Source organism: Actinoplanes sp. NPDC004185 (genome assembly GCF_053603475.1).
In genome coordinates, this window is the sequence record NZ_JBSGFR010000006.1 from 1 (window position 1) to 25,980 (window position 25,980).

General features: G+C 70.7%; 20 protein-coding genes, 1 tRNA gene and 1 pseudogene. 9 read left to right on the top strand and 13 right to left on the bottom strand.

Features of this window, described 5'->3' with window-relative positions:
* Positions 1-529: 529 nt before the first annotated feature.
* Positions 530-1,759 (bottom strand): annotated as a pseudogene (locus tag ACWEOZ_RS07830) (MFS transporter); the annotation flags it as partial.
* Positions 1,760-1,832: 73 nt separating this feature from the next.
* Positions 1,833-5,174: an efflux RND transporter permease subunit gene (locus ACWEOZ_RS07835; RefSeq protein WP_451909964.1), complete on the bottom strand. Its 3,342-nt coding sequence runs from the start codon at positions 5,172-5,174 to the stop codon at positions 1,833-1,835.
* 136 nt (positions 5,175-5,310) lie between these two features.
* Here ACWEOZ_RS07835 and ACWEOZ_RS07840 point away from each other — a divergent pair, with 136 nt between their 5' ends.
* Positions 5,311-5,808, top strand: a complete 498-nt coding sequence (locus ACWEOZ_RS07840) for a MarR family winged helix-turn-helix transcriptional regulator (RefSeq protein WP_451909965.1) — start codon at positions 5,311-5,313, stop codon at positions 5,806-5,808.
* A gap of 87 nt (positions 5,809-5,895) precedes the next feature.
* On the opposite strand, the gene thrC is transcribed toward ACWEOZ_RS07840, so the two are convergent.
* From thrC to argS, 4 genes are all read right to left on the bottom strand, one after another.
* Positions 5,896-6,945: a threonine synthase gene (thrC, locus tag ACWEOZ_RS07845; protein WP_451909966.1), complete on the bottom strand. Its 1,050-nt coding sequence runs from the start codon at positions 6,943-6,945 to the stop codon at positions 5,896-5,898.
* Between the two features lie 79 nt (positions 6,946-7,024).
* A complete protein-coding gene (locus tag ACWEOZ_RS07850; protein ID WP_451909967.1) occupies positions 7,025-8,335 on the bottom strand; it encodes a homoserine dehydrogenase in 1,311 nt (436 codons plus the stop codon).
* Positions 8,332-9,717, bottom strand: coding sequence for a diaminopimelate decarboxylase (lysA, locus tag ACWEOZ_RS07855; protein ID WP_360550317.1), 1,386 nt, complete (start codon positions 9,715-9,717; stop codon positions 8,332-8,334). Before lysA ends, ACWEOZ_RS07850 begins: the two co-directional genes overlap by 4 nt.
* 2 nt (positions 9,718-9,719) lie before the next feature.
* Positions 9,720-11,390, bottom strand: coding sequence for an arginine--tRNA ligase (gene argS / locus ACWEOZ_RS07860; RefSeq protein WP_451909968.1), 1,671 nt, complete (start codon positions 11,388-11,390; stop codon positions 9,720-9,722).
* Between the two features lie 96 nt (positions 11,391-11,486).
* On the opposite strand from argS, the gene ACWEOZ_RS07865 reads away from it, so the two are divergent.
* From ACWEOZ_RS07865 to ACWEOZ_RS07875, 3 genes are all read left to right on the top strand, one after another.
* Complete coding sequence (locus ACWEOZ_RS07865; protein WP_451909969.1) at positions 11,487-12,281, top strand: DUF3105 domain-containing protein; 795 nt, start codon at positions 11,487-11,489, stop codon at positions 12,279-12,281.
* A complete protein-coding gene (locus ACWEOZ_RS07870) occupies positions 12,281-12,949 on the top strand; it encodes a DUF305 domain-containing protein (RefSeq protein ID WP_451909970.1) in 669 nt (222 codons plus the stop codon). Before ACWEOZ_RS07865 ends, ACWEOZ_RS07870 begins: the two co-directional genes overlap by 1 nt.
* A 66-nt stretch (positions 12,950-13,015) precedes the next feature.
* A tRNA-Arg gene (locus ACWEOZ_RS07875) sits at positions 13,016-13,087 on the top strand.
* A gap of 62 nt (positions 13,088-13,149) precedes the next feature.
* Here the strand turns inward: ACWEOZ_RS07875 and ACWEOZ_RS07880 are convergent.
* Positions 13,150-13,761 (bottom strand): NAD(P)-dependent oxidoreductase, encoded by a 612-nt coding sequence (locus ACWEOZ_RS07880; protein WP_451909971.1) that lies wholly within the window; start codon positions 13,759-13,761, stop codon positions 13,150-13,152.
* A 93-nt stretch (positions 13,762-13,854) separates the two neighbouring features.
* Between ACWEOZ_RS07880 and ACWEOZ_RS07885 the strand changes: the two genes are divergently transcribed.
* The 4 genes from ACWEOZ_RS07885 to ACWEOZ_RS07900 are packed head-to-tail and all read left to right on the top strand — an operon-like array spanning position 13,855 to position 16,410.
* Positions 13,855-14,148, top strand: coding sequence for a putative quinol monooxygenase (locus ACWEOZ_RS07885; protein ID WP_451909972.1), 294 nt, complete (start codon positions 13,855-13,857; stop codon positions 14,146-14,148).
* Between the two features lie 23 nt (positions 14,149-14,171).
* A complete protein-coding gene (locus tag ACWEOZ_RS07890) occupies positions 14,172-14,765 on the top strand; it encodes a TetR/AcrR family transcriptional regulator (protein ID WP_451909973.1) in 594 nt (197 codons plus the stop codon).
* 31 nt (positions 14,766-14,796) lie between these two features.
* Complete coding sequence (locus ACWEOZ_RS07895) at positions 14,797-15,756, top strand: hypothetical protein (protein WP_451909974.1); 960 nt, start codon at positions 14,797-14,799, stop codon at positions 15,754-15,756.
* Positions 15,757-16,410 carry a nucleotidyltransferase domain-containing protein gene (locus ACWEOZ_RS07900; RefSeq protein WP_451909975.1) on the top strand — a complete coding sequence of 218 codons (654 nt, stop codon included), beginning with the start codon at positions 15,757-15,759 and terminating at the stop codon, positions 16,408-16,410. It begins immediately after the preceding gene.
* A 50-nt stretch (positions 16,411-16,460) separates the two neighbouring features.
* Here ACWEOZ_RS07900 and ACWEOZ_RS07905 read toward each other — a convergent pair whose 3' ends face one another.
* Together ACWEOZ_RS07905 and ACWEOZ_RS07910 are read right to left on the bottom strand one after the other, a co-directional pair.
* Positions 16,461-19,835: a CARDB domain-containing protein gene (locus ACWEOZ_RS07905; RefSeq protein WP_451909976.1), complete on the bottom strand. Its 3,375-nt coding sequence runs from the start codon at positions 19,833-19,835 to the stop codon at positions 16,461-16,463.
* A 203-nt stretch (positions 19,836-20,038) separates the two neighbouring features.
* Positions 20,039-20,845: an SDR family NAD(P)-dependent oxidoreductase gene (locus ACWEOZ_RS07910; RefSeq protein WP_451909977.1), complete on the bottom strand. Its 807-nt coding sequence runs from the start codon at positions 20,843-20,845 to the stop codon at positions 20,039-20,041.
* Positions 20,846-20,908: 63 nt separating this feature from the next.
* Between ACWEOZ_RS07910 and ACWEOZ_RS07915 the strand changes: the two genes are divergently transcribed.
* A complete protein-coding gene (locus tag ACWEOZ_RS07915; protein WP_451909978.1) occupies positions 20,909-21,691 on the top strand; it encodes a helix-turn-helix domain-containing protein in 783 nt (260 codons plus the stop codon).
* An 18-nt stretch (positions 21,692-21,709) separates the two neighbouring features.
* On the opposite strand, the gene ACWEOZ_RS07920 is transcribed toward ACWEOZ_RS07915, so the two are convergent.
* The 4 genes from ACWEOZ_RS07920 to ACWEOZ_RS07935 all read right to left on the bottom strand — a co-directional run bounded on the left by ACWEOZ_RS07920 (position 21,710) and on the right by ACWEOZ_RS07935 (position 25,937).
* The gene (locus ACWEOZ_RS07920) at positions 21,710-23,149 is read right to left on the bottom strand and encodes a serine/threonine-protein kinase (protein ID WP_451909979.1); all 1,440 of its coding nucleotides are present in this window, start codon (positions 23,147-23,149) and stop codon (positions 21,710-21,712) included.
* Between the two features lie 163 nt (positions 23,150-23,312).
* Entirely contained in the window at positions 23,313-23,681 is a 369-nt protein-coding gene (locus ACWEOZ_RS07925) for a nuclear transport factor 2 family protein (RefSeq protein WP_451909980.1), read from the bottom strand.
* Between the two features lie 60 nt (positions 23,682-23,741).
* Positions 23,742-24,908, bottom strand: a complete 1,167-nt coding sequence (locus tag ACWEOZ_RS07930) for a serine hydrolase domain-containing protein (RefSeq protein WP_451909981.1) — start codon at positions 24,906-24,908, stop codon at positions 23,742-23,744.
* Between the two features lie 33 nt (positions 24,909-24,941).
* Positions 24,942-25,937, bottom strand: a complete 996-nt coding sequence (locus ACWEOZ_RS07935; protein WP_451909982.1) for a zinc-binding alcohol dehydrogenase family protein — start codon at positions 25,935-25,937, stop codon at positions 24,942-24,944.
* Positions 25,938-25,980 lie beyond the last annotated feature (43 nt).

The following is a 25,980-nucleotide window of genomic DNA, read 5'->3' on the forward strand; positions in this document are numbered from 1 at the left end:
CCACGATCAGGTCCGTCAGCTCCTCCATGGAGATCATCATCGGCAACGCTCCGGGGCCGGCGGTCGCAGGCCGGCGGGCGTGGGCCGGCAGGCGTGGGCCAGCGGGCCGGGCGAGGCCAGCTACTTCACCATGCCCCGGCCGCTACAGCTAGTGCTTCGGGGAGGAGGCGGGATCTGCGTCTAGGTCGCCGGGGAGGCCTTCCGCGGCTGGGCCCTCGTAGGTCGGTCGGGCACCGCCCGTGGGCGGCCCTTCATCCGAAACCACACCGTCGGCCGAGACCGCATCTGGCGGGGCCACACCGTCGGCCGGAACCACGCCGCCAGCCGCGCCGTTGCCGGAGACCGCACCGCCGCGCGGAGCTACGCCGTTGCCGGAGACCGGACCACCAGCCGGAACCGCCCCATGACCTGAGCCCGCACCACCAGCCGAGGCCGCACCTTCGACCAATACCGCACTGTCCGCCGAGGCCACCCCATTGGCCGGGGCCACGCCATCGGGATGGGACGCTGCCGGGCTGGGCGGCTGCTCGCCGTCGTCAGCAGGAGTCGGCTCCGCGAGCGACAAATGACGCGTAGCGAAACGCCAGCCGATCGCGTACAGCAGGGTGATCAGGCCGCAGGCGATCAGGATGACGCGTTCGTCCACGCGGTCCACGAAGGCCGCCGCGCCGAGCTGGCTCACCGAGATGGCCAGCGTCGCCAGCATCATGTCGGTGGCGAACACCCGGCCGCGGAGCCGGTCCGGCACCTCACCCTGCAGGGCGTAGTTGGACAGCACCCAGTTCGTCCCGCCCGCGAAGTGGGCCACGAAGACCAGCGCCAGCACCAGGGGGAACCACGGCGCGAAGGCCACGCCGATGTAGCCGAGGCCGTACAGGCCCATCGACAGGGCCAGGCCGGGCAGCAGCCAGGTGCGGTGGTTCAGGACCGGCCGCATCACCAGTGGTCCGACCAGAGCGCCGGCTCCGCGTACGGCGAAGAGCAGACCCGCCCCCAGTGCGCCGACGCCGTAAAGGCCGGCCAGCAACGGGAAGACTGTCAGTACGCCGTTGCCGAGGCCCACCGCCGACTTCACGGTGACCAGAGCGCGCAGCCTCGGCCGGGCCCCGATGTAGCGCAGCGCTTCGATCAGAGCGTGCCAGGCGCGCGGTGGCACATGGTTCGGGTCTCGTGGCGCCTGGAGCGGCCGGCGGATCATCGCGGTCAGCACCGCCGCCACCAGCAGGCTGACCGAGGCGACCGCGAAACTGACGTACGGGCCGAAGGCGCTGCTGACGATGCCGCCCAGCGAGGCGCCGACGATGGTCATGGTGCCCCAGGCCGAGCCGGCCACCGCGTTGGCCGCGGCCAGGTCGGCCGGGTCGACCACGTTCGGCAGCGCCGCGGATGCCGCCGGGGAGTAGAAGGCCTTGGCGATCGCGACGGCGCCGATGGCCACCAGGGCCAGCGGTGCGGTGGCCGCCGACCGGACGAAGAACAACAGCAGGATGGCCACGAGCGCGGCCACATTGGCCGCGATGAGGATCGTGCGGCGGGCCAGCCGGTCGGCGACGGTTCCCGTGTACGGCAGCAGCAGCGCATTGATCCCGGTGTCGGCGGCCAGCACCAGCGCGCCCCACACGCCGCTGCCGGTCAGCTCGGGCAGCAGCACCAGCAGCGGCACCATGACGAACCAGTCGGAGCCGAACACGACCAGCTCGGCCCCGAACAGCCGCCGGAAGTCACGGTTACGGGTAAGGACCGAAAAGGGAGTCGCCACGTACCGGAATCTACCGGTCGGGTCGTGCTGCGGCGCGGCGGCCGACCCCGCAGGGCCGGCCGCCGCGTCGTTGTCAGGCCGGCGGTGGTGTCGCCGGGCGGCGCGGCATCTTCAGGACCTCGAACTGGTCCGTGTAGCCGCGCAGGGCCCCGCTCTGCGGCTGCGCCTCGGCCCGCGCCGGCTGTCCGGCCGGTGAACCCTCCGGCGCCTCGTGCGCGCCGCCGCTCGAATCCGGGACCTGGTCGTCGGCCGGGACCGCACCGCCGGGCTCGTCGGCCGCGTGCTTCGGCGTCTCCGCCGGCTCGATCGCACCGCTGCGCTTCATCGCCTTGCGGGCCCGGCGCCGTTCGCGCCGGGTGCGGCCCTTCAGCTTGGTGTTCTCCACCATCGTGTAGAGCGCGGGCACCAGGACCAGGGTCAGCAGGGTCGAGCTCACCAGGCCGCCGATGACCACGATGGCCAGCGGCTGCGAGATGAAGCCGCCCTCGCCGGTGAGCCCGAGGGCCATCGGCAGCAACGCGAAGATCGTCGCGATGGCCGTCATCAGGATCGGCCGCAGCCGGTGCCGGCCACCCTCGACGACGGCTTCCTGCACGCCCAGACCCGCCTGGCGGTAGTGGTTGATCAGGTCGAGCAGCACGATCGCGTTGGTGACCACGATGCCGACCAGCATCAGCACACCGATCAGGGCCGGGACGCCGAGCGGGGTGCCCGTCGCCAGCAGCAGCGCGATCGCCCCGGTCGCCGCGAACGGGATGGAGATGAGCAGGATCAGCGGCTGCAGCAGGCTGCGGAAGGTGGCCACCATGATCACGAAGACGATCGCGATCGCGGCCAGCACGGCCAGGCCGAGGTCGGCGAACGCGTCTGCCTGGTCCTGGCTGACGCCGCCGATCTCGTAGCTCGCACCGGCCGGCAGCTGCAGCGCGTCGAGCCGCTTGGTCAGCTCCGTCGTGGTCTTGCCGACGTTCGAGCCGGTCGCCGTGCCCTTGACCGTGACGCTGCGGTTGCCGTCGATCCGGGTGACCTCCTCCGGACCGCCGACCTCGGCGATGTCGGCCACCGAGTCGAGGGAGACGAGCTGGCCGCCGGGCGTGGTCAGCGGCAGCTTGCGCAGCGCGTCGGCGTTGGCCGGCGGTGCGCCCAGCGCGACGACGACGTCCTGGCCGACCCCGTCGACGGTGATCTGCCCGGCCGGGGCCGAACGGAACGCCCCGGCCACCGACTGACCGATCGCGGCCTCGGTGAGCCCGCGGGCCGCCGCGGCGGCCCGGTCGACCTTGACGTCGAGGCGCGGAACGCTCGCCGCGAGCGTGCTGCTCACGTCGGTGACCTCCGGCGTGCCGGCCATGGCGTCCTGCACCTGCTTGGTGGCGGCCGTCAGCGCCTGCTGATCGCCCGCCTGCACCACGACGGCCAGGGCGCTGCCGTCGAAGCCGGTGCCGCTGTCGTTGCCGACGGTGACCTCGCCGACGTCCTTCATCCCCTTGAACTGCTCGCGCAGCTCGTCGGAGACCTTGGCCGCGTCGACGTCCTCCTTGAGCGCCACGTTGAAGCTGGCGCCACTGGCCCCGCCGGAGCCGACGAACGGGTTGAACTCGCCGTTGCCCACGGTGACCTGGTAGTTCTTGATGTCGTCGCGGGCGGCCAGCACGCCTTCGACCTTCTTGGCCGCCGCGTCGGTGGTCGCCAGGTCGGTGCCCACCGGCAGGTCCTGGGTGAGCGCGATGGTGTCCTGGCCGGACTCGTCGAGGAAGTTCGTCTCGAGCCGGCTGGCCAGACCGAGCGTGCCGATCAGGATGACCAGGCCGATCGCGATGGTGCTCCAGCGGGTGATCCGGCTGCGGGTCACCCAGCGGATGATCGGCAGGTACGCGCGCTGCAGCGGGCTGCGGAGCTCCTTCTCCTCGGCGGCCCGGCGGACCTCCTCGGACTCGGAGCCGCCGGCGGCGGGCCGCAGGAACCAGTACGCGAGCACCGGCACCACGGTCAGCGACACGAAGAGCGAGGCGACCAGAGCCACCGTGACCGTGATGGCGAACGGCGCGAAGAGCTGACCGACGAAGCCGCCGACCAGGGCGATCGGGGCGAACACGGCGACCGTGGTGAGCGTGGAGGCGGTGACCGCGCCGGCCACCTCCTTGACGCCGGACGTGATCGCGTGGACCTTCGTCTCGCCGTACCCCAGATGCCGTTTGATGTTCTCCAGCACGACGATCGAGTCGTCGACCACCCGGCCGACCGCGATGGTCAGCGCCCCCAGGGTGAGCAGGTTGAGCGAATAGTCGCCGAGCTTGAGAGCGATGAGCGCGATCACCACGGACAGCGGGATGGACACCGCGGTGACCAGCGTCGAACGCACCGACAGCAGGAACACCAGGATGACGATCACGGCCATGATCAGGCCGAGCAGGCCCTCGGTGGTCAGGCTCTCGATCGACTTCTCCACGAACGGCGCCTGGTCGGTGATGACCGTGAGCTTGGCGTTCGAGGACTTCTCGAGGTCGGCGATCTTGTCGCGGACCTCGTGGGAGATGTTGACCGGGTTGCCGTCCGGTGACGCGGTGACGGCGATGCCGAGGCTCTCGACCCCGTCCGTACGCGTGAACGACGTGGCCGTGGCCAGCTGCTGGTTGACCGAGGCGACGGACCCCAGGGTGACCGGGCCCTTGCTGCCGCTCAGGTAGAGGCCCTTGAGCTCGTCGAGGGTCCGGATCGGCTGACCGACCTGCACACTCAGCGAGCGGCTGCCGTCGGTGACCGCGCCGGCCGGGATCGAGACGCCGTTGTTCTGCAGCAGGGTGGCGATCGCGCGCGGGTCGACGCCCGCGGCACCCAGCTTGGCCCGGTCGGGCGTGATCACGATCTGCTGGTCACGGGTGCCCGTGACGGCGACCTCGCGGACACCCTCGATGGCGTTGAGCTCGGGAATGACGCTCTGCTGGAGCCGGTTGGCCAGCGCCGCCTGGTCCTTGCCGCCGTCGGACGCGGCCAGGATGATCGCCGGGATGTCGTCGGTGCTGCCGGCGAAGATGGTCGGCTCGACGTCGTCGGGCAGCGTCGGCTGGATCCGGTTGACCGAGGTGGTCAGCTGGTTGACCGCGTTGTCGAGGTCGGTGCCGAACTCGAAGAGGACCTGGATGGTGGCCGAGCCCTCACGGGTGGTGGACGTGATGGTGTCCAGGCCGTCGGCGCCCTTGACGGCGTCCTCGATCGGCTTGGTCACCTGCGCTTCCATGATCTCCGGGCTGGCACCGGGCAGGACCACCCCGATGAACGCGCCCGGGAACTCGAGCGAAGGCAGCAGCTGCTGCTTGAGCGACGGCACCGTGTAGATGCCGAAACCGGTGATCACCACCGCGATGAGGGCGACGAGCCCCCGATTGGCGAGACTGAGCCTGGTCAGAAATGACATGTGCTCCCCCGTGAAAGTTCGGCCAAGGCATATAGTTTGCCCGACGCGAACAAATGGTTTTCGCCGGGGTCCGCTGATAGCGTCCCGTCACAAGAAGGACGCGCTCCGGCCACCGGTGCGCAACACAGGAGGTGCGGTGGCCGAGAAAGAACGACTCATCGCGGACATTATGGGCGCGCAGCAACGGCTCCAGCACCTGTTCGCCTATGACCGCTCGGACCCGCTGTTCGCCTCTCAGCTCACCATGCCGCAGCTCAAGATCCTGCTGCTGCTGCACCGGCTGGGCGACACCTCAGGGCGGGAGCTGGCCGGGCTGCTGGGAGTGAGCCTGGCCACGATGAGCGGCATGGTCGACCGGCTGGTGGCGCACGATCTGGTGACGCGGGCGGAGGACCCGCACGACCGCCGGGTCCGCCGGATCACGCTGAGCAGCACCGGCGCGAGGATGATCGCTGACATCATCACGGCCGGGACGGAGAAGCAGACCCGGGTGCTCAAGCGCCTTACGGACGCCGAGCTGCGCACGGTCGCGGAAGCGATGACGGCGATGGTCCGCGCGGCCTCCGAGGAAGCCGAATCAGCGGCGTGCGGCGTTCCCCAGGAGCAGCCGGCCGTCAACGCGACCAAGGCCTGACCCACCCGCTCACGGCGAGACGCCACGCGCGCCGGCCCGCCCGTGAGGGCCGGGCGCGCGACGCGCGACCCGGCCGGGGCAGCCGCGTCAGGCCAGGTCGAGGGCCTGAGCGGCCGCCATCACGTCGTTCCTGATCGTGGTCGGCGAGGGCGCGGTGCTGATCGCCCACTCCGGGTCCTTGAGGCCGTGCCCGGTGACCGTGCAGACCACCGTGCTGCCGGCCGGGATCATCCCCGCCTCGGCCTGCTGCAACAGCCCGGCCACACTCGCCGCGCTGCCCAGCTCGACGAAGACACCCACCTCGCGGGCCAGCAGCCGGTAGGCCGAGAGGATCTCCCGGTCGGTCACCGCCGAGATCAGCCCACCCGAGTTGTCCCGGGCGTCGAGGGCCTTGGTCCAGCTCGCCGGGTTGCCGATCCGGATGGCGGTGGCGATCGTGGACGGCTCCGGCACCACCTGGCCGTTGACGATCGGGGCCGCGCCCGAGGCCTGGAAGCCGTACATCTTGGGCACGACCTTGCTGTTGCCCGCCTCGTGGTCCTCCTGGTAGCCCATCCAGTACGCGGAGATGTTGCCCGCGTTGCCGACCGGCAGGCAGTGGATGTCGGGCGCGGTGCCGAGCGCCTCGACGATCTCGAAGGCGGCCGTCTTCTGGCCGTGCAGGCGGAAGATGTTGACCGAGTTGACCAGCGAGACCGGGAAGTCCTGGGACAGTTTCGAAGCCAGCGCGAGGCAGTCGTCGAAGTTGCCGTTGACCTGGAGCAGCTTGGCCCCGTGGACCAGCGCCTGGGCCAGCTTGCCGAGCGCGATCTTGCCCTGCGGCACCAGCACCGCGCAGGTCAGCCCGGCCCGCGCCGCGTACGCGGCCGCGGAGGCGCTGGTGTTGCCGGTCGAGGCGCAGATGATCGCCTTCGACCCCTCCTCGACGGCCTTGGACACGGCCATCGTCATGCCGCGGTCCTTGAAGGAGCCGGTCGGGTTGGCCCCTTCGACCTTGAGGTACACGTCAGCGCCGGTGCGCCGGGACAGCACCGGCGCGGGCACGAGCGGCGTGTTGCCCTCATGCAGCGTGACCACCGGGGTGGTCGCCGACACCGGCAGCCGGTCCCGGTACGCCTCGATCAAGCCCCGCCACATGGCACTGCCCCTTCGTCGTCAACCTTGCAAGCATGCCGTACTTACCCGAATGTCGAGACTTATCGTCCACGGACCGGGATCAGGCGCCGCCCTCGACGCGCAGCACGCTGGCGATCGAGCGGACGATGTCGAGCGACCGGAGATCCTCGACGGTGGCCGCCAGGTTCGCGTCCGGCGCGCCGTGGGTCACGATCACCAGCGTGGCGTCCTCGTCCCGGCCGGACTGCCGCACGGTGGCGATGGACACCTCGTGCTTGGCGAAGATGCCCGCCACGGTGGCCAGCACACCCTGACGGTCGGCCACGTCGAGACTGATGTGGTAGCGCGTCACGGACTCGCCGATCGGGCGGATCGGCAGGTGGGCGTACGAGCTCTCGCTCGGCGCGCGGGTGCCCGAGAGCCGGTTGCGGGCCGCCGCCACGATGTCGCCGAGCACGGCGCTGGCGGTGGGCGTACCCCCGGCTCCCCGGCCGTAGAACATCAGCTGCCCCGCGGCCTCGGCCTCGACGAAGACCGCGTTGAAGGCGTCGCCGACGCCGGCCAGCGGGTGGCTGCGCGGGATCATCGCCGGGTGCACCCGGACGCTGACCGAGTCGGTGCCCGCGGAGTCCGGGCCGCGCTGGGCGATGCACAGCAGCTTGATCGTGCAGCCCATCTCCTTGGCACTGGCCATGTCGGCGGCCGTCACGCCGGTCATCCCCTCGCGGAACACGTCCGCGGCGGTGACCCGGGTGTGGAAAGCCAGGGAGGCGAGGATGGCGGCCTTGGCGGCGGCGTCGAAACCCTCGACGTCGGCGGTCGGGTCGGCCTCCGCGTACCCCAGCTCGGTGGCCTCGTCCAGGGCCTCGCCGAAGCCGGCGCCGGTGGCGTCCATCGACGACAGGATGAAGTTGGTCGTGCCGTTCACGATGCCGGTGACCCGGGTGACGCGGTCGCCGTGCAGCGACTCACGCAGCGGACGCAGCAGCGGGATCGCACCGGCGACGGCGGCCTCGTAGTAGAGGTCGGCGCCGCCCTCGGCGGCGGCGTCGTGCAGGGTCGCGCCGTCCTCGGCCAGCAGCGCCTTGTTGGCCGTGACCACGCTCTTGCCGGCCTTGAGCGCCTCGGTGAGCCAGGACCGCGCGGGCTCGATGCCGCCGACCACCTCGATGACCACGTCCACGTCGTCCCGCTTGACCAGGCCGAGCGCGTCGGTGGTGAACAGCGCCGGGTCGATGTCACTGCCCCGCTGCCGGCCCGGCCGGCGCACCGCGATGCCGACGAGCTCCAGCGGGGCGCCGATCCGGGCGGTCAGATCCTCGGACTGCTCGTGCAGCAGGCGCACGACCTCGCTGCCGACCGTGCCGCAGCCGAGCAGGGCCAGGCGAACCGCGGGCTTCTCAGAACTCATCCCACATCCAATGCGAGCAGATCATCTTCGGTCTCCCGGCGGACGATCACGCGAGACGCGCCGTCGCGCACGGCGACCACCGGCGGCCGGGGCACGTGGTTGTAATTGCTGGCCATGCTCCGGCAGTACGCGCCCGTACCGGGCACGGCGAGAAGATCTCCGGGCTGCACGTCGGCGGGCAGGAATTCATCCTTCACGACAATGTCCCCGGATTCACAATGCTTTCCCACGACGCGGGCGAGCAACGGGGGTGCGTCGGACTCGCGACCGGCCAGCGTGGCCGAGTACGAGGCGTCGTAGAGGGCGGTACGGATGTTGTCGCTCATCCCGCCGTCCACGCTCACGTACGTCCGGATGCCGTCGACGTCCTTGACCGTGCCCACCTCGTACAGGGTGAACACAGCCGGTCCGACGATGGCCCGGCCGGGCTCGATCGAGAGCTTGGGCCGCCGCAGATTCTCCGCCGCGCACTCGGCGTCGACGATCTTGTTGATCCGCTTGGCCAGGTCGCCGGCCGGCGACGGGTCGTCCTGGGTCGTGTAGGCGATGCCGAAACCGCCGCCGAGGTCGAGCTCCTCGAGCTCGACGCCGCGCGCGTCGCGGATCTGCGCCTGCAGCTCCAGCACCCGCCGGGTGGCGACCTCGAAGCCGGACGTGTCGAAGATCTGCGAGCCGATGTGCGAGTGCAGCCCGTGCAGATCCAGCACGCCCTCGTCGAGCACCCGGATCGCCGCCTCGAACGCGGCCCCACCGGCCAGCGAGAAGCCGAACTTCTGATCCTCGTGCGCGGTGGCGATGAACTCGTGGGTGTGCGCCTCGACGCCGACGGTGACCCGGATCAGCACCTTGGGCCGCTTGCCGCTCTCCCGGGCCAGCGCGGTCAGCCGGTCGATCTCCTGGAACGAGTCCAGGATGATCCGGCCGACGCCCGCGTCCAGCGCCCGGGTCAGCTCGGAGATCGACTTGTTGTTGCCGTGGAAGCCCATCCGCTCGGCCGGGAAACCGGCCGCCAGCGCGACGGCCAGCTCGCCGCCGGAGCAGACGTCGAGGAAGAGTCCCTCCTCGTCGATGACCTTGACCACGGCCTTGCAGAGGAAGGACTTGCCCGCGTAGTAGACGTCCGCGCCGGCGAAGGCGGCCGCGAAATCGCGGCAGCGCGAGCGCAGGTCGTCCTCGTCCAGGAAGTACGCCGGAGTGCCGTGCTCGGCGGCCAGATCGAGCACGCTCACGCCGCCGATCTCCAGGGCCCCGGCCTCGGCGCGGCGCACGGTCCGCGGCCAGAGCTGCGGCACGAGCGCGTTCACGTTCTGCGGGGTACGCAGCCAAGCCGGTCCCCGATTGCCGATGTCGCCGTGCAGCGCCCCGGCCTCATGTGCCCGCATGACTACATCCTCTCGGGGGCGGAGACGCCCAGCAGTGCCAAACCGTTCGCGATCACCGTTCGGGTGGCGTCATTCAGCCACAGGCGGGCCTTGTTGGCCTCGCCGATCGGTTCGTCGCCCTTCGGGAGGATCCGGCAGGCCGGCTCGTCGTAGAACCGGTGGTATGCCCCCGCGACCTCCTCCAGGTAGCGGGCGACGCGGTGCGGCTCACGCAGCTCGGCCGCGCTCGCCACCACGGCCGGATATTCGCCCAGCGCCTTGAGAAGGTCGTTCTCCTTCTCGTTGGTGAGCAACTCGGGCCGGAAGTCGGCGGCCTCGCCGCGGGTCAGCCCCACTGCCGCGGCCTGCCGCGCGGCGCTGGCCGTGCGGGCGGCGACATACTGGACGTAGTACACCGGATTGTCCCTGGAGGCCCGGGTCCACAGGGCGATGTCGATGTCGATCGGCGAGTCCGAGGAGTACCGCGCGAGGGCATACCGGGTGGCGTCGACGCCGAGGGCGTCGACGAAGTCCTCCAGCGTGATGACCGTGCCGGCCCGCTTGCTCATCCGCAGCGGCTCGCCGTCGCGGACCAGGTTGACCAGCTGGCCGATGAGGATCTCGAGGTTGCTGTCCGGGTCGTCGCCGAAACACGCGGCCATGGCCTTCATCCGGCCGATGTAACCGTGGTGGTCAGCACCCAGCATGATCACGACCCGGTCGAAGCCACGCTTGCGCTTGTCCAGGTAGTAGGCGCAGTCCGCGGCGAAGTACGTCCAGTCGCCGTCGGACTTGCGCAGCACCCGGTCCTTGTCGTCACCGAAGTCGGTGGTCCGCAGCCAGGTCGCGCCGTCGGCCTCGAAGATGTGGCCCTGCTCGCGCAGCCGGTCCAGAGCCTCCTGCAGCTCACCCCGGTCGTGCAGGTCCTTCTCGTTGAAGTACGTGTCGAAGTGCACGCCGAACTCGTCCAGCGACTGCCGGATCTCGGCGAACATTAGCTTGACGCCCTCGACCCGGAACACCTCCAGCGCCTCGTCCTCGCCGAGCTTGAGCGCGTCCGGCGCCTCGGCCAGCACCGCGGTGGCGATCTCCGCGATGTACGCGCCGCCGTAGCCGTCCTCGGGGGCCGGTTCACCCTTGGCCGCCGCGTACAGCGAGCGGGCGAACCGGTCGATCTGCGAACCGGCGTCGTTGAAGTAGTACTCCGTGCCGACGTCGGCGCCCGCGGCCCGCAGCAGCCGGGACAGGGCGTCACCGACAGCCGCCCAGCGGACCCCGCCGATGTGCACGGGGCCGGTGGGATTGGCCGAGACGAACTCCAGGTTGATCCGCTGGCCGGCCAGGCGGTCGGTGCGGCCGTACTCCTGACCCGCCAGCACCACGTCGCGCGCCAGCACCCCGGCGGCGGCCGCGTCCAGGCGGATGTTGAGGAAGCCGGGCCCCGCGATCTCCACCGACTTGATGCCGGGACGGCTGCTGAGCTCGTCGGCGAGCGCCGCGGCCAGCTCACGCGGCGCGACACCGGCCTTCTTGGCGAGCTGCATGGCCATGGTCGACGCGTAGTCGCCGTGCTCGGGGTTTCGGGGTCGCTCCACCGTCGTGGTCTCCGGCAGCAGGGAGACATCCAGGCCGCGGGTGACGAATACGGCACGCGCAGCTGTGAGAACGGTGGAAGCGAGGTCAGCGGGAGTCACTGAGCCATGCTATCCGGGTAGACTTTGCCGCCCGGCGGCGTACCGGGGCCTGCTCGCGGGCCCGGCCCGACCTTTCCATCGGATTGACGAGGAACGATGAGCATGAGCACCCCGGGACCCGAGCGGGTCCCGTCCACCGTGAAGGTCGACAAGACGTCGGGCCAGGGCAAGCCGCCCGCGGCCAAGTCCGCCGGGGCCAAGTCCGCGACGCGCCCGGGCGCCCGCCCGCAGGGCAAGGGCGGCAAGGGCCGCAAGCCCACCGCGCCGGTCACGGTCAAGGGCAGCCGCAACTGGGGCCCGATCGCGGTGGCCGGTGTGGTCGTGCTGATCGCGGTCGTCATCATCGGGTACGGCGCGTACGCGTCGATCAAGGGCACCGAGAAGTGGCAGGACAAGGCGGCCGGGATCGAGGGCATCGTCAACTACCGCGCCCAGAACAACCCGGCGATCAACGCGCGTGACCACAAGGACGGCCCGCTCACCTACGTGACGAACCCGCCGGTGGGTGGCGCGCACAACGCCCAGTGGCAGAACTGCATGGGCGACGTCTACGCCCAGCCGATCGCCAACGAGCACGCTGTGCACAGCCTCGAGCACGGCGCCGTCTGGGTGACGTACAAGCAGGGCCTGGCGGCCGACCAGGTCGCCAAGCTCCAGGAGAAGGTCCAGGGCCGGGACTACATGCTCATGAGCCCGGTCGCCAACCTCGACAAGAACATCTCGCTGCAGGCGTGGGGCTACCAGCTCAAGGTCGACAACGCCGACGACAAGCGGATCGACGAGTTCATCAAGGCCCTGCGCGTGAACGCGACCCAGGAGCCGAACGCGGCCTGCTCGAGCGGCAACACGACAACCGGCCCGGTCCAGGCCGCGGCCCCCGCGGGCAACTGATGACCGTCTCGACCGAGTCCGACGCACCGGCCGAGGCCGGTGCGAGCGACGACACCACCCCGGCCGGCCACCACCGGTTCGGGGCGGGGTGGCTCGCCGCCGTACTGGTGTTCGGCCTGCTCGTCGGGCTGGCCATCGGCCTGCTCGGCCCGCGCCTGACCACCCCCGGCGACGACTCGGTCGAGGCCGGCTTCCTGCGCGACATGAGCACCCACCACGCCCAGGCGGTGGAGATGTCGATGATCGCCCACGCGAACTCCACCGACCCCGGCGTCGTGACCCTCAGCGCGGACATCGCCCTGACCCAGCACGGCCAGATCGGCTACATGCAGGCCTGGCTGCGCGACTGGCACCTGAGCCCGACGGCCTCGACGCCCCCGATGACCTGGATGAAGGACTCGGCGGACGCGGTGCAGAACGGCCTGATGCCGGGCATGGCCACCCCGGCCCAGCTGGCCGACCTGCGCAAGGCGACCGGCAAGGCCCTCGACGTGCAGTACCTGACCCTCATGCGCCAGCACCACCTGGGCGGCATCCACATGGCCCAGGAGATCCTCGAGGAATCGGACAACGCCGACGTCACCTGGCTCGCGGACTCCCAGGTCCGCGGCCAGCAGGGCGAGATCAACCTGATCGACTCGATGCTGAAGAAGCTCCAGACGAGCTGACCGACGGCGCGCCGCGGAACCGATTGGCGAGGCCTCCGCGGCGCCTGCTAGGCTCAGTTCCGCTGAGCCCCCGTAGCTCAGGGGATAGAGCGTCGCCCTCCGGAGGCGAAAGCGCAGGTTCGAATCCTGCCGGGGGCACCTGACAGACCATCGATGATGCCTCGGCCGAGCGGCCGGGGCATTTTTGCGTCCGGGCCCCTTCACGAGGTGATGACTACGGCTCGGCGCGGGTAGTTGTTCTCACGAACCTCGGTGAGCATGAAGTCCGCCAGGTCGGCGCGGGACACCTTGGCCGCGAAGGAAAGCCGCAGGTCGGTTCCGGTCCGATAGCTGCCCGTCCGAGGTGCGTCAGTCAGGATCGGTGCGCGGATCACGGTCCACTCCGTGTCACTGTCCCGGACGAGCGCCTCCATCTGCTCCTTGTCCCGGAGCACGGCCCGCTCCAGCAACCACGATGCAGCGACATAAGCAGTGCGGTCGCGGCTTTCGGCGACGCCGTAGTTGCTCAGGATGATCAGTCGACGGGGGCCCTTGTCGGCTGCCACCGACAGCACCGTACGGATGCCTTCGGTACATACGTCTGGGCCTCGTCGTCGCCTGCCCAGGGTGCTGATGATCGCGTCGGCGCCCTGGAGGGTCTTAGCCACCGCCGCGGGGTCGCGGACGTCGCCGCCGATGACGCGGAGCTGGGCGTGCGGGTTGATCCGGGCCGGATCGCGGGTGAGCGCGGTGACCTCGTGGCCGTCCCGCAGGGCGTGCTCGACGACGACGCGGCCGGCGCGGCCGGTCCCGCCGAAGATGGCCAAGCGCAATTGATACTCCTCGAGTGATTATCCGGCACGTATGTCCCGTTTAGTTGCTACAGTGCCGTCGGCAGCATCGGACGTCAACCCTGGAGGCCCGTCATGCTGATCGTCGCCGGAGCCGGCTATGTCGACCCCGACCACCGCGATGCCCTGCTGGAGAGCCTCACCCCGGCTCTCCGTCGGAATCGGACCGCCGCGGGATGCCTGGACTACGTGGTCGCCGCCGACCCGATCGAGCCCGACCGGGTCACCATCTTCGAGCGGTGGGAGTCCGAGGCCCATCTCCACGCACACCTGGCCGGCGTCGCGGCGACCGCGCCGCCGATGCCGGGTGTGCGCAGTGTGGAGCTCGTCCGGTACGAGATCAGCGGGTCCGGCCCGCTCCCGGGCTGAGCAAGCGGCTTACCATCGCAGCGATGCCACCACCGGACGGAACCCACGACGCCGGCGCGAAGGCGGGCCGGCCCCAGCGCGCCGACGGCCGACGCAATCAGGCGCGGGTTCTGGAAGAGGCCTTCGCCGCTTTCGCCACCCACGGGGCCGCGGTTCCGATCCGCGAGATCGCCCGCCGGGCCGGCGTGAGCACCGGCACCGTCACCCGGCACTTCCCCACCAAGGAGGCGCTCTTCCGGGCGGTTGCGCTGCACCGGATCGAGCACCTGGTCCGCAGTGCCGAGGACATCGCCGCCCGGGAGGCCCCGGCAACAGCGTTCTTCACCTTCTTCGCGTTCCTGGTGCGGCAGGGCGCAGCCGATCACGCCGTCGGTGACGCCCTCACCGGTGCCGGCTTCGACCTCCAGACCGCAGCGTCCACAGCCATCAACGACTTCGACACGGCCATGGCGGGCCTGCTCAGCCGGGCGCAGGAGGCCGGAACGGTCCGCGCCGACGTCGACACCGCGGACATCAAGGCCCTCATCGCCGGCTGCATCGCCCGCGACGACGACGGCGCCGCACAACAGCGCATGATCGAGATCGCCTGCGACGGACTTCGGCCTCGCCGGGGCTGACGGGGTAGCGAGTAGGCCACAGACTGGTCTCATGGCCGAAGACACGCCGCTGACGCCGGCGGTGCCCCGGTGGCAGCGGACGCTTGTGCGGTGGCTGGGTCCCGCCGTGTGCGGGGTGGCGCTCAACCAGCTGGCCGACGTCGTGCCCTATGCGGTCGTGGCCGGGGCGCTCTCGCTGGTCGCGATCCTGTACGGGCTCAGCCGACTGGACGCCACGGCGCCGCTGGTCCGCGGTCTGCCGAAGATGCTGCTGCGGGTGATCACGGCCGGGATCGTGGCGGCTCTGTTGCTGCCGGCGTCCTGGTCCCGGCCGGCCATCGGGTCGCTGATCCTGCTGATCGTCCTGCTCGTGCTGCTCACTCCGCAGCGGGGCACCGTGCTGGCGTCCCTGATCGGGATCAGCGTCTTCACGTACGGCGTCAGCCTGGTGTTCCTCACCCCGGCACCGACCGCTCCCGGTCTGCTGGTGGCTGTCTTCGCCTTCGTCGGCGTCGTGATCGCGCTGGCCGGGCTGGCCGTGCTGAGCCGTCCGGAAAGGGTGGTCGGGCCGGCCGGCATGACGGTGGCGAGCCTGCGGCGCCTTCGGGAGTTCGTCGGCGGGGGCCCGGGGAACGGCCTGCTCATCACGTTCGGCGGCGTTGTCGTGCTGCTCTGCGTCATTGCACTGACCAGTGGGGAGCACATAGCGGGCACTGTTCTGGTGCTGTTCTCCGCGCTCTGCCTGGCCGGCGTCGAGGTTGTGCTGTGGCTGCCGGAACGCCATGGCCCGTTCGTCGGGGTGCTGCTCGCCCTCGCCGGCATCTCGCTCACCGCGGTGGGTGCTCTGATCGGTCTGACCGGCGACGGCCGGGGGCTCATCGCGGTGCCGCTGCTGGGCACCGTGGGGTTGGCCCTGACCGTCGGAGGGCTCACGCTGCTCGACGCGACCGGCACGCTGTCCCGGCTCCGCCACCGGGTGACGTATCTGATCACGCCACGTCAGGACGAGTAGATGGACGCGTTGACCGACGCCCGGGATCTGGTGGCCGAGCGATTCTCGGATGCCACCTGGGCGATCCTCACCGGCAGTGTGCTCGGTCCGGACCGGACGGCCGGCTCCGATCTGGACATCGTGGTGCTGCGGGAGGAGCCCGGCTTTCGCGAGAGTCTCTATTTCCGCGGGTGGCCGGTGGAGTTGTTCGTGCATACGCCGGACCGGCTGGCCGGCACCCTCGAGAGAGAGCTGGCCCAGCGCAAGCCGAGCACCCATCGGATGATCGCGCTGGGCGTGCCGCTGCTCGGTGATCCGGGAGATCTGGCGGGGCGGTGCGCGCGGGTCCTGGCCGACGGGCCGCCGCCGCTGACCGCGGCCGAAGGCGACCGGCTGCGGTACGGCCTGACGGATCTGCTCGATGACCACAAGCACGCCGGGGACGACGGCGAACGTGCGGTGATCGCCGCCGCGGTATGGACGGAGTCGGCGCGCGTGGCGCTGGCGTTCGCCGGGCGGTGGCTCAGCACCGGCAAGTGGTTGCTGCGCGAGTTGCGGGCACTCGACCCCGATTTCGCCGCCCGGTGGCTGGCCGCCCGCGATGAACCGGCTGCTCTCGCCGCGGAGGTTCTTGCGAAAGCCGGCGGTCCTCTGTTCGAGGGCTATCGGGCTTGAGAGAAGGCCCCCGGCCGGATCGGCCGGGGGCCCGCCTTTGGCAGAACCGGCTAGCTGCCGGCGATGGTGAACTGCGAGCCCGGCTGGATCACGACGTTGCCGTCGGCCGAGTTCGTGATGGTCACGTTCGACAGAGTCGCGTTGCCGCGGGCGCCGCTCATCGCCAGGATGCCGGCGCCGTTGTTCGACTTGTCGATCCGGACGTTGGTGATGGCGACGTTCGGCATGTTGCCGCCGCCGTTCTTGAACTGGATGCCGTCGTAGGTCGAGTCGATGATGTCCGTGTCGCGGATCGTCACCCCCGTGATGTCCTTCGTGGACGGGAAGAGGGTGATGGCCCCGAACTCCTGGTCCTCGTTCCAGAACGCGCCACCCGTGCGGTACAGGCCGTTGTTGGCGATCACCGTCGTCCCGCCGAACGGCAGCGGGCTGTGGTCGGTGGCCAGCATGATGCCCGGGTAGTTCATCGTGTCGGAGACCAGGTTGTTCTCGATCGAGTTGTTCGAACCGCCGTAGATGGCGATGCCGTTGGCCCGCCACGGCAGCTGGACCGTGTTGTTGAGGAAGTGGTTGTTCGACGCGATGTCGACGGCCTGGTCCTTCACGTACGGGTTGGCCCACACCGCCAGCGAGTCGTCGCCGGTGTAGCGGAACGACGAGTTGAAGACCTTCGAGTTACGCGTACCGTTGGAGAAGTTGATCCCGTCCGCGAAGGTGTTGCGGATCCGCATGCCGGAGAATTCCAGGCCGTCGCCCGGGTTCCAGTAGGCCGGGGTGTCGGAGTAGTCGCGGCCGACCCAGGCGCCGACGTTGACGTGCTCGATCCACACGTTGCTGATCTTCGTGTTCTTGCCGAACCGGCCGTTGAGGCCGTGCCCGCGGTTGGCCCGGTTCGTCGTCATCCCGAAGATGGCCAGGTCGGAGATCTGGGTGTTGTCGTCGATGTCGAAGCCGACGTTGCCCTCGTGCGGATGGTTGATGTTGCCGGTCACGTTCTGCGGCTCGGTGGTCGTGTAGAGCTGCGAGTGCCACATGCCCGCGCCGCGGATCACGGCGTTGCGGATGCCCCGCTGGTTGTACTGGCCGCGGGCCGGGTCCGGCGAGAGGATCTTCTGCTCCTGGCGCCACTGCCCGGCCGGGATCCACACGCAGCTGATCACGCCGTTCTGGTCGTCGGTGACCGCCCGCTGAATCGCGGCGGAGTCGTCGATCCCGTCGTTGGGCACCGCGCCGTAGGTGGTGATCGACGTGCAGTCGGCCGGCTTGTCCGCGGCCGGGGCGACCTGCTCGAGGTCGATCAGGTCGACGACGTAGAAGGCGGCGTTGTCGCCCGAGTCCCGCTGCAACTTGAACCTGGTGCCGGCCGGGTAGGACTGGGCCAGCAGCGCGTGCGACTCGTCGAAGAGCCGGCGCGCGTCGGCCGACGGCGAGTTCGACAGCGACTCGGTGTCGTCGGTGATGCCGTAGAGCCAGCTGTTGCGGGACGAGAGCGTCAGCTTCTGCACGAAGGTGTCGTTCGCGTACAGGCTCAGGGTCGCGGCCTGGCCGCCACCGCCCGGCGCGTCCGGGATGCTGTTGCGCACCACGATGGAGTTGGCCTGGCTGGCCGACGTGAACTCGACGAACTGGCCGGTGCTGTTGAGCCGTACCGACTTGCGGCCCGAGGACTCGGTGGCGAAGTTGGTGTGCCCGAACGTGCGCAGCGGATCCGTCTCCAGCAACGTGCCCTGGTAGCGGGCCGCCTCCGCCTCGTACTCGGTGTACGGCACCGCGGCGCCACGGCCGACGACGATCGACCGGGCCAGCGTGTTGTTGTTCTCGTTCGTCTCCGCGACCGCGTTGCCCACGTCGGCCGTGGCGGTGAGGGTGGCCCCGCCGTTGGTGGCGGTCCACGTGCCGCCGATCGCCACGTTGGCTGTCGCCCCGGCTGCGATGGCTGGGGTGGCGCCGGTCAGCGTGGTGCCGCCGACGACCAGGCGGGTGCTGGACGCGCCGGCCGCGGAGGTGCCCCGGTTGTTGACCGCGACGGTGAACGAGACCGCGGCACCGGCGGCCGGGCTCGCCGGGTTGGAGGTGATGCCGGTGACCTGCAGGTCCGGGCCCGGGGCCTGGCCGACCACCAGCTGCGTCGCCGCGGTGAAGGTGTTGTTGTCGTTGTTCTGCTCGGCGACCGTGTTGGCCGGGTCGGCCACCGCCACGACGCTGTAGCTGCCCATCGGCTGCGCCCCGACGTTCGCCGAGACCGTGGCCGAGGCGCCGGCCGCGAGCGCGCCCACCGGCGCACTCCCCACGACCGTGCCGCCCAGCTTGAAGTCCACCCTGGTCGCCGCGGCGGCCGCATTGCCCTGGTTCTTCACGGTGGCGGACAACGTGATCGGCGCGGCCTCGCTCGGTGACGCCGGGGTCCAGGTCGTCGCGGTGACGACCAGGTCCGGGTTCGGCGCCGCGGTGCCGAGCACCTGCAGGTCGGCGACCTGCCCGCCGGGCGCGCCGGTGTTGCTGAAGACCTGCAGCTGCACATCCGCGACGCGGCCGGTGACCGGGATGGTGACCGCGTTCTGGTTCGTCGCCGGGTTGAACGTGTAGTCGGCCCGGGCCTTCAGGGAGGTGAAGCCGGTGGCGGTCTGCGCGCGGCCGAGGACCTGGATGCTCTGGGTACGCGTACCCCAGACCGGATCGGGGTTGAGCTTGACCACCACGCCCGTGACGTCCGCGTCGGCACCGAGCTTGACGGTCAGCGTGGCCGGGAAACCGTTGGACTCCCAGTAGCTGGTCGGGCTGCTGTCGTTGGCGTTACCGGCGACGAAATCGAAGATCGACGACGATGCCTCGATCGGCTTGCCGCTCGCCAGGTTCGTCCCGGCCGGCGGGTCCGGATCGGGATCGGGATCCGGGTCGGTGCCGGCGACGCCGTAGACCTCCAGTTCGGACAGTTGCGCGGCGGGCCAGCCGGTGTTGCCGGTGATGACCACCCGCACGTACCGGACGGTCGCCGCGGTGATGTTGATCGTCACGGTGTTGCCCGAGGCCGGGTCGAAGACCCGCCCGGCCGAGCCGGACAGCACGCTGAAGCTGCTGCCGGTGGTGCTGCCCTGCAGGCTGAGCGTCTGGGTACGGGCGTTCCACGCGGTCGCGGGCGGCAGCTTGAGGACGGCCTGATCGATGGCGACGGCGCTGCCGAGGTCGATCTGCACCCACTGCGGGAACGCGTTGGACGGGCTCTCCCAGTAGGTCTGCGCGTTGCCGTCGACGACATTGGCCGCGCCGTACGGGCCGTTGGCGCCGCTGGCGGAGGCTGATTTCCCGGCGGCGAGGTTGGGGCCGCCGGCGGCGAGGGCGGGGGTGGGGACGAGCGCGGCGGCGGCGACGAGACCGGCCGCGAAGAGGCTGCTGACCAGCCGTCTTCTGAGCTGCCTGGGTTTCATGGCGTCCTTGTTCTGTGAGAACAACAGGGGGATGACGCGAATCTTTCGATCAGAGCCACGGAAATTACGGGGCTACTGTCGAGTTCTTGCGGGGCGGGGCATTCAATGTTGCAGATGCGTCACTGGTTCGTCAACGCCCGGAAACACCTACGACATCGGCCCGCCCGGCAGAGCCGGACGGGCCGATCAGGACAGCGAGGGGATCAGGCGGTCTCCGCCACGGCCCGCCAGGCCTCCCAGGTGGCGAGCCGATCCCGGTACGTGCGCTCAGCCACCGCGTACGGGAACGAGCCCAGAAACAAGCGCAACGGCGGCTCCGGCGCGTCGACCAGCGTCAGGATCGCCTGGGCGGTGGAAGCGGGATCGTTCGGCGCCCGGTTCGCCGCCCCCGCCCGACGGGCCTCCCGGATCGGTTCGTAGGCGGCGATCGGCTCGGTGTGCACCGCCGAAGCACCGGACCAGTCGGTGCCGTACGGGCCCGGCTCCACGATCGTGACCTTGACGCCCAGCGGTGCGACCTCCTGGGCCAGCGACTCGCTCAGTCCCTCCAGCGCCCACTTCGACGCGTGGTAGAGCCCCAGCGTCGGGAACGCCGCGACGCCGCCGATGCTCGAGACCTGCAGGATGTGGCCGGCCGCCTGGGCGCGCATGATCGGCAGCACCGCCTGGGTCGCCCACAGCGCCCCGAACAGATTGGTCTCCAGCTGCGCGCGGGCCTGCTCCTCGGTGGTCTCCTCCACCATGCCGAACAGTCCGTAGCCGGCGTTGTTGACCACGACGTCGAGACGACCGAAGTGCCCGGCCGCCCGCTGGACGGCCGCGAACGCCGCTGGGCGGTCGGTGACGTCGAGGGCTAGCGGGAGGACGCTGTCGCCGTACGCGTCGATCAGGGGTTTGAGATCTTGGGGGTGCCGGGCCGTGGCCGCGACCCGGTCGCCGCGGCCGAGGGCCGCGGTCGCCCAGACGTTGCCGAGGCCGCGGGCCGCGCCGGTGATGAACCATGTCTTCATGACCTCCACGCTCGCTCCGCCGGGCGGCGGTAGCCAGTACCGTGGCCGGGCTACCCTGCAGCGATGGTGGTCGGCAACCCGCTCGGGGAGTTCCTGAAAGCGCGGCGGGCGCTGCTGCTGCCGCAGGACGTCGGGCTCATCCCGTACGGCCGCAGACGCGTCGCCGGGCTGCGGCGCGACGAGCTCGCGCGGCTCGCCGGAGTGAGCACCCACTACCTGATGCGCCTCGAACAGGGCCGCGACCGCCACCCGTCGCCGCAGGTCCTGGAGGCGCTGGCCCGGGCCCTGCGACTGGACGCGGACACGACCGCCCACTTGCACGCGCTGGCGCAGCCGCCCGTCCGTGCGGAGCGGCGCCCGCTCGACCCCGCGGTGCAACGGCTGCTCGACGACTGGGCCGGCACGCCGGCTTACGTCCGCGGTCCGCGACTGGACGTGCTGGCCGGCAATCGGCTGGCCGCGGCGCTGTCGCCGATGTATTCGGCCGGGCGCAACCTCGCGCGGGACATGTTCCTGGAGCCGAGTGTGCGCAAGATCTTCCCGGAGTGGGAGGTCATCGCGGCGCAGACCGTCGCGGCGTTGCGGGCCGGCGCTGAGCCTGGGGATCCGGAGCTGGCGGCGCTGGTCGCGGAGCTGGACCGGGATCCCGATTTCCGGCGGTGGTGGGCCCGGCACGACGTGCGGCCGGCGCGGGACGAGACCAAGCATTTCCACCATCCGGTGGTCGGTCCGCTCACGTTGCGGCGGCAGGCTCTGGTCGTCGCCGGGGCGGAGGACCAGGTGATCATCGCCTACCAGGCCGAGCCGGGCAGCTTGTCGGCGGCGGCACTCGCCCGGCTGGCATAGCGGCGGCCGGGCCGGCGCTTACAGCGGGAGGCTGACGACGGTAGGCGTGGCCCCCACACACGTCACCGTCATGCGGATCCGGCTCTTTCCATTCTTGCCCTCCCGGAAGACGATCACCGCGGTGAGGGCCGGTCCTTCGTTGACTCGCTGCACCTCGTAGGGATCTTTCGGCGTCCAGGACGTCAGCTCAGCCCGGCCTTGGGAGTCACAGCGCGCCTCGATCGTGCCGCCGCGGGACTCGAACGTCCGCACGTCGGCGATCGGCTGCGCCGTGGTCGGTTCGGCCGCCGGACTCGACGACGTGACGGGCGCGGACGGCTCACCCGTCTCGGCGGGCGGCACGACGACGGCAGCCGACGCCGTGACGGACGGGGTGGGGCGGGGCTGGCCGCCGGGCGTTGCCACCGTTCCCGGCCGGGGCGCCGTCGTACCGGGTCCGCCGGGGGCAGCGCCAGTGCCGAACCGGCCGGAGACCGACGGCAGCGGGGACGCCGCGACCTCGGCGTCCCCCTCGGTCCCATCGGGCAGGACCAGCCACAACAGGCCGGCCACCGCCACAGCAGCCGCGACACCGCCGAAGATCAGTCGCTTGTGGGGGCGCCCGACAACAGGCGCTGCCGGGGCAGGCGCAGGCAGCGGCGTCAGGACAGCGGCCCGGCTCAGGACCGTGGACACCTGCGCCGCGCTCGGCCGCTGTGCCGGTTCCTTGCGCAGGCACCGGTTCACCAGCTCGGTGACCTCCGGCGGCACCGCGGGCAACGGCGGCAGCGGCGTCGGCTCGACGTAGACGTGCGCGGTCAGCATCTGCGTCGTGCTCTCGACGGTCCACGGGGGCTCGCCGGCCAGCAACCTGTACATGAGCACGCCCAGGGCGTACACGTCCGAGGCCGGCTCCACCGGGCCGCCGGTCAGCCGCTCCGGCGCCAGGTAGGCGGGCGTGCCGAACACCTCGTCGTCCGGATCGGCCGGTCCGGCCGTCGCGGCCAGGCCGAAATCGACGACCTTGGCACCCTCCCCGGTCACCATGACATTGCCCGGCTTGATGTCGCGGTGCACCAGACCGTCGGCGTGGGCGGCGGCGAGCGCCGCCGCCACCTGGCCGCAGATCCGGAAGATCTGCCCGGGCGGGATCGGCCCGCCCTTCATCCGCTGGTGCAGCGTGCTGCCGTGAATCAACTCCATGACCACGTACGGGACCGGCACACCTTGCTCGTCGCACTCGCCGAAGTCGTACACCTGGGCGATGTGGGGGTGCGACAGCGTCGCGGCGGCCCGGGCCTCGTCACGGATCCGCGCCCGCAGCTGCGGGTTCCCGGCGTACCGGGCGGCGAGCACCTTGACCGCCACCGAGCGGCCGAGCACCTCGTCGCGGCCACGCCAGACGACCGCCATGCCGCCCCGGCCGAGCTCGTGCAGCAGCGTGTAGCGGCCACCGAGAATCTTCTGCTGCACCTCCATCCGAGGCAGTCTGCCTGCAATGACGCGGATACGCACCGTACGCCGCCGGTGAGGGCGGCTCACCGTCACCCGTGACGGCGACCAGAGCACCCAAATCGGAAAGTGAGCGGCTCATCACGGGGAGATCTTGCAGATGAGGAGAAAACCCGTCGGTGGTTGAGCGTCACTCGGGCTGCGGGTGCTTCATCCACCACTCGGTGAACTGCCGGGCCTGACCCTGATTGTCCAGCCGCAGCACCCACATGTTGCTGTACGTCCGGGCGGGCTCCCGGTAGACCGTGGTGGCCTCGATGATCGCCAGGTCCTCGGTGACGATGAGCGGGTGCCACTCGAAGGTGGTGGTGCCGGGCTCGTCGCGGGCCCGCAGCCACTGCGCCACGATCTCGTCGCGGCCGAGCCAGGGCTTCGCGTACGGCTCCGTGAAATACGCCGCGTCGTCGGCGAACAGCCCGCCGATGTCCCCGGGATCGTTGGACTCCCAGGCCCGCCGGTAGTTACGCACCCAGGCCGTGACCGCGTCGAGGCTGGTCATCGTCTCCCCTTTCGTGGGAACGCCGCAGGTCAGCCTACCGAGCCGGCCGGCCGGTGGCGCTCATGAATATGCCGCCTGCCGGAAGTCGTCGAGGGCCCCACTCCACAGGAAGTCACTGACCTGGGTCATGGCGATGGCGGTCAGGTCCTCGTGCGGGTCGTTGAACCAGGTCGTGCCGTAGCCGCCGGACCAGCCGTACTGCCCCGGGGCGGTGGCCGGCTCCTTCGGCGTCACGAGCACAGCCATGCCGAGACCCCAGCCGCTGCCGGACAGGAGCATGCCGCCGGTGGTGATCTGCTCCGGCGTCAATCGGTTGGTGGTCATGAGCTCGACGGACTGCTCGGACAGCAGCCGGGTGCCACCGTGCACGCCGCGGTGCCGCAGCATGCGGGCGAACGAGAGATATTCGTCCACGGTGGACACGAGACCGCCGGAGCCGGACGGGAAGACCGGTGGGCTGCTCCACAACTCGGGTGGGCTGGTCAGCTGCTCGGTGAGCTTGTCGGTCGCGGGATCGGTCATGTAGTGGGCCGGGAGCCCGGCGGCCCGCTCGGCCGGCAGCCAGAAGCCGGTCCCGGTCATGCCCAGCGGCTCGAACAGGCGCTCGCGCAGCAGGTCACCGAGCGGCTGCCGGGCGGCCCGGGCGAGCAGCACACCGAGGACCAGGGTGCCGACGTTGTATTGCCAGCGTTCGCCGGGCTGATACATCAGCGGGAGCGTGGCGAAGCGCCGGATCCACTCGTCGGGGTCGTGCGGGGTCCGCGGAGTCGGTGGGCCGAGCTCGAGCTCCAGCTCGGCCGCGGCCCGGACGATCGGGAACGGCGGGTCGAAGGTGGGCTCGATCAGGGTGCCGAAGCCGTTGCGGAAGGCCAGCAGATCCTCCACCGTCACCGGGCGGTGGGCCGGGACGGTCTCCTCCAGCGGGCCGTCGATCCGGGCCAGCACCCGCTGGCCGGACAGCTCGGGCAGCAGCTTGTGGACCGGCTCCTCGAGGTCGATGACGTCGTCCTCGACCAGGATCATCGTGGCGGCGGCGAGCACCGGCTTGGTCATCGAGGCGATCCGGAACACGGTGTCGCGGCGCATCGGCACGCCACCGTCGAACGCCGTGGAGCCGATCGTCTCGACCCGGACGTCGTCACCGCGCGCGACGAGCGTGACGATCCCGGGGAACTCGCCACGCTCGACGCGTGCCGCCATCGCCTGCCGCATCGTGGAGGTCTGCATGACGACCACCCTGCCATCCGGCACCGACAAAAATCAGAACCCGGCGAGGACCGTCTTGCCGATCGCGGAGCCGCGTTCGACGATCTCGTGGGCCCGCCGCAGGTGCTCGGCGGTGATGCCGTCGATCCGCTCGGTCAGGGTGGTGTGCAGCACACCCTTGTCGACCAGCTCGGCGGCCTGCCGGAGGATGTCGTGCTGCGCGGTGCTCTCCGGATCGTGGAGCGCCCGGGTGAACATCAGCTCCCAGTGCCAGGCGATGCTCTTGGACTTCAGCGGCCGCAGATCCAGCCCGGCCGGCTCGTCGATGGCCACCACCGCCCCGTACGGCCGCACGATCTGCGCGAACGTGTCGATCATGCCCTTGGAGTGCGGCGAGAAGACGTAGTCGACACCATCGGGCAGGGCGGCCGCGAGGTCGTCGTGGTGGTTGACCACCCGGTGCGCGCCGCGGTCGAGGGCGTACTGCCGCGACTCCGGTCGCGACGCCGTGCCGATGATCTCCAGATCGGTCAGCCGGCGGGCGAGCTGGACCAGGATCGAGCCGACGCCGCCGGCCGCGCCCAGGACCAGCAGGGTGCCCGTGCTGCCGGCGGTGAGGCGGAGCCGGTCGAAGAGGGCCTCCCAGGCGGTCAGGGTGGTCAGCGGGAGGGCGGCGGCCTCGGCGAAGTTCAGCGATGACGGCTTGGGGCCGGTGATCCGCTCGTCGACCAGGTGGAACTGCGCGTCCGTGCCGGGGCGGGCGATCGAACCGGCGTACCAGACCTCATCGCCGGGCTGGAAGAGCGTGACCGCGCTGCCCACCGCGACCACGACGCCGCTCGCGTCGTACCCCAGGATCTTGGACTTTCCGCCCGGGTCGGTGCTCGTCCGGACCTTGACGTCGACGGGGTTGACCGAGACGGCCTCGACCCGGACCAGCAGGTCGTGCTCGCCGGGGACCGGCACCGGCAGCTCGAGATCCAGCAGGCTGGCCGGGTCGGAGATCGGGAGATTCTTGCGGTAGCCCACCGCGCGCATGAGTTCAGCCATGCCCGCGAAGCTATGCCGGGGGTCCTGGTTACCGTCAACGGTC

Bases quoted from the DNA above. Each gene is read 5' to 3' on its own strand.
- ACWEOZ_RS07835 (WP_451909964.1), bottom strand. From the start codon at position 5,174: ATGTCATTTCTGACCAGGCTCAGTCTCGCCAATCGGGGGCTCGTCGCC.
- thrC (WP_451909966.1), bottom strand. From the start codon at position 6,945: ATGTGGCGGGGCTTGATCGAGGCGTACCGGGACCGGCTGCCGGTGTCG.
- ACWEOZ_RS07850 (WP_451909967.1), bottom strand. From the start codon at position 8,335: ATGAGTTCTGAGAAGCCCGCGGTTCGCCTGGCCCTGCTCGGCTGCGGC.
- lysA (WP_360550317.1), bottom strand. From the start codon at position 9,717: ATGCGGGCACATGAGGCCGGGGCGCTGCACGGCGACATCGGCAATCGG.
- ACWEOZ_RS07865 (WP_451909969.1), top strand. From the start codon at position 11,487: ATGAGCATGAGCACCCCGGGACCCGAGCGGGTCCCGTCCACCGTGAAG.
- ACWEOZ_RS07870 (WP_451909970.1), top strand. From the start codon at position 12,281: ATGACCGTCTCGACCGAGTCCGACGCACCGGCCGAGGCCGGTGCGAGC.
- ACWEOZ_RS07885 (WP_451909972.1), top strand. From the start codon at position 13,855: ATGCTGATCGTCGCCGGAGCCGGCTATGTCGACCCCGACCACCGCGAT.
- ACWEOZ_RS07890 (WP_451909973.1), top strand. From the start codon at position 14,172: ATGCCACCACCGGACGGAACCCACGACGCCGGCGCGAAGGCGGGCCGG.
- ACWEOZ_RS07895 (WP_451909974.1), top strand. From the start codon at position 14,797: ATGGCCGAAGACACGCCGCTGACGCCGGCGGTGCCCCGGTGGCAGCGG.
- ACWEOZ_RS07900 (WP_451909975.1), top strand. From the start codon at position 15,757: ATGGACGCGTTGACCGACGCCCGGGATCTGGTGGCCGAGCGATTCTCG.
- ACWEOZ_RS07905 (WP_451909976.1), bottom strand. From the start codon at position 19,835: ATGAAACCCAGGCAGCTCAGAAGACGGCTGGTCAGCAGCCTCTTCGCG.
- ACWEOZ_RS07910 (WP_451909977.1), bottom strand. From the start codon at position 20,845: ATGAAGACATGGTTCATCACCGGCGCGGCCCGCGGCCTCGGCAACGTC.
- ACWEOZ_RS07915 (WP_451909978.1), top strand. From the start codon at position 20,909: ATGGTGGTCGGCAACCCGCTCGGGGAGTTCCTGAAAGCGCGGCGGGCG.
- ACWEOZ_RS07920 (WP_451909979.1), bottom strand. From the start codon at position 23,149: ATGGAGGTGCAGCAGAAGATTCTCGGTGGCCGCTACACGCTGCTGCAC.
- ACWEOZ_RS07925 (WP_451909980.1), bottom strand. From the start codon at position 23,681: ATGACCAGCCTCGACGCGGTCACGGCCTGGGTGCGTAACTACCGGCGG.
- ACWEOZ_RS07930 (WP_451909981.1), bottom strand. From the start codon at position 24,908: ATGCAGACCTCCACGATGCGGCAGGCGATGGCGGCACGCGTCGAGCGT.
- ACWEOZ_RS07935 (WP_451909982.1), bottom strand. From the start codon at position 25,937: ATGGCTGAACTCATGCGCGCGGTGGGCTACCGCAAGAATCTCCCGATC.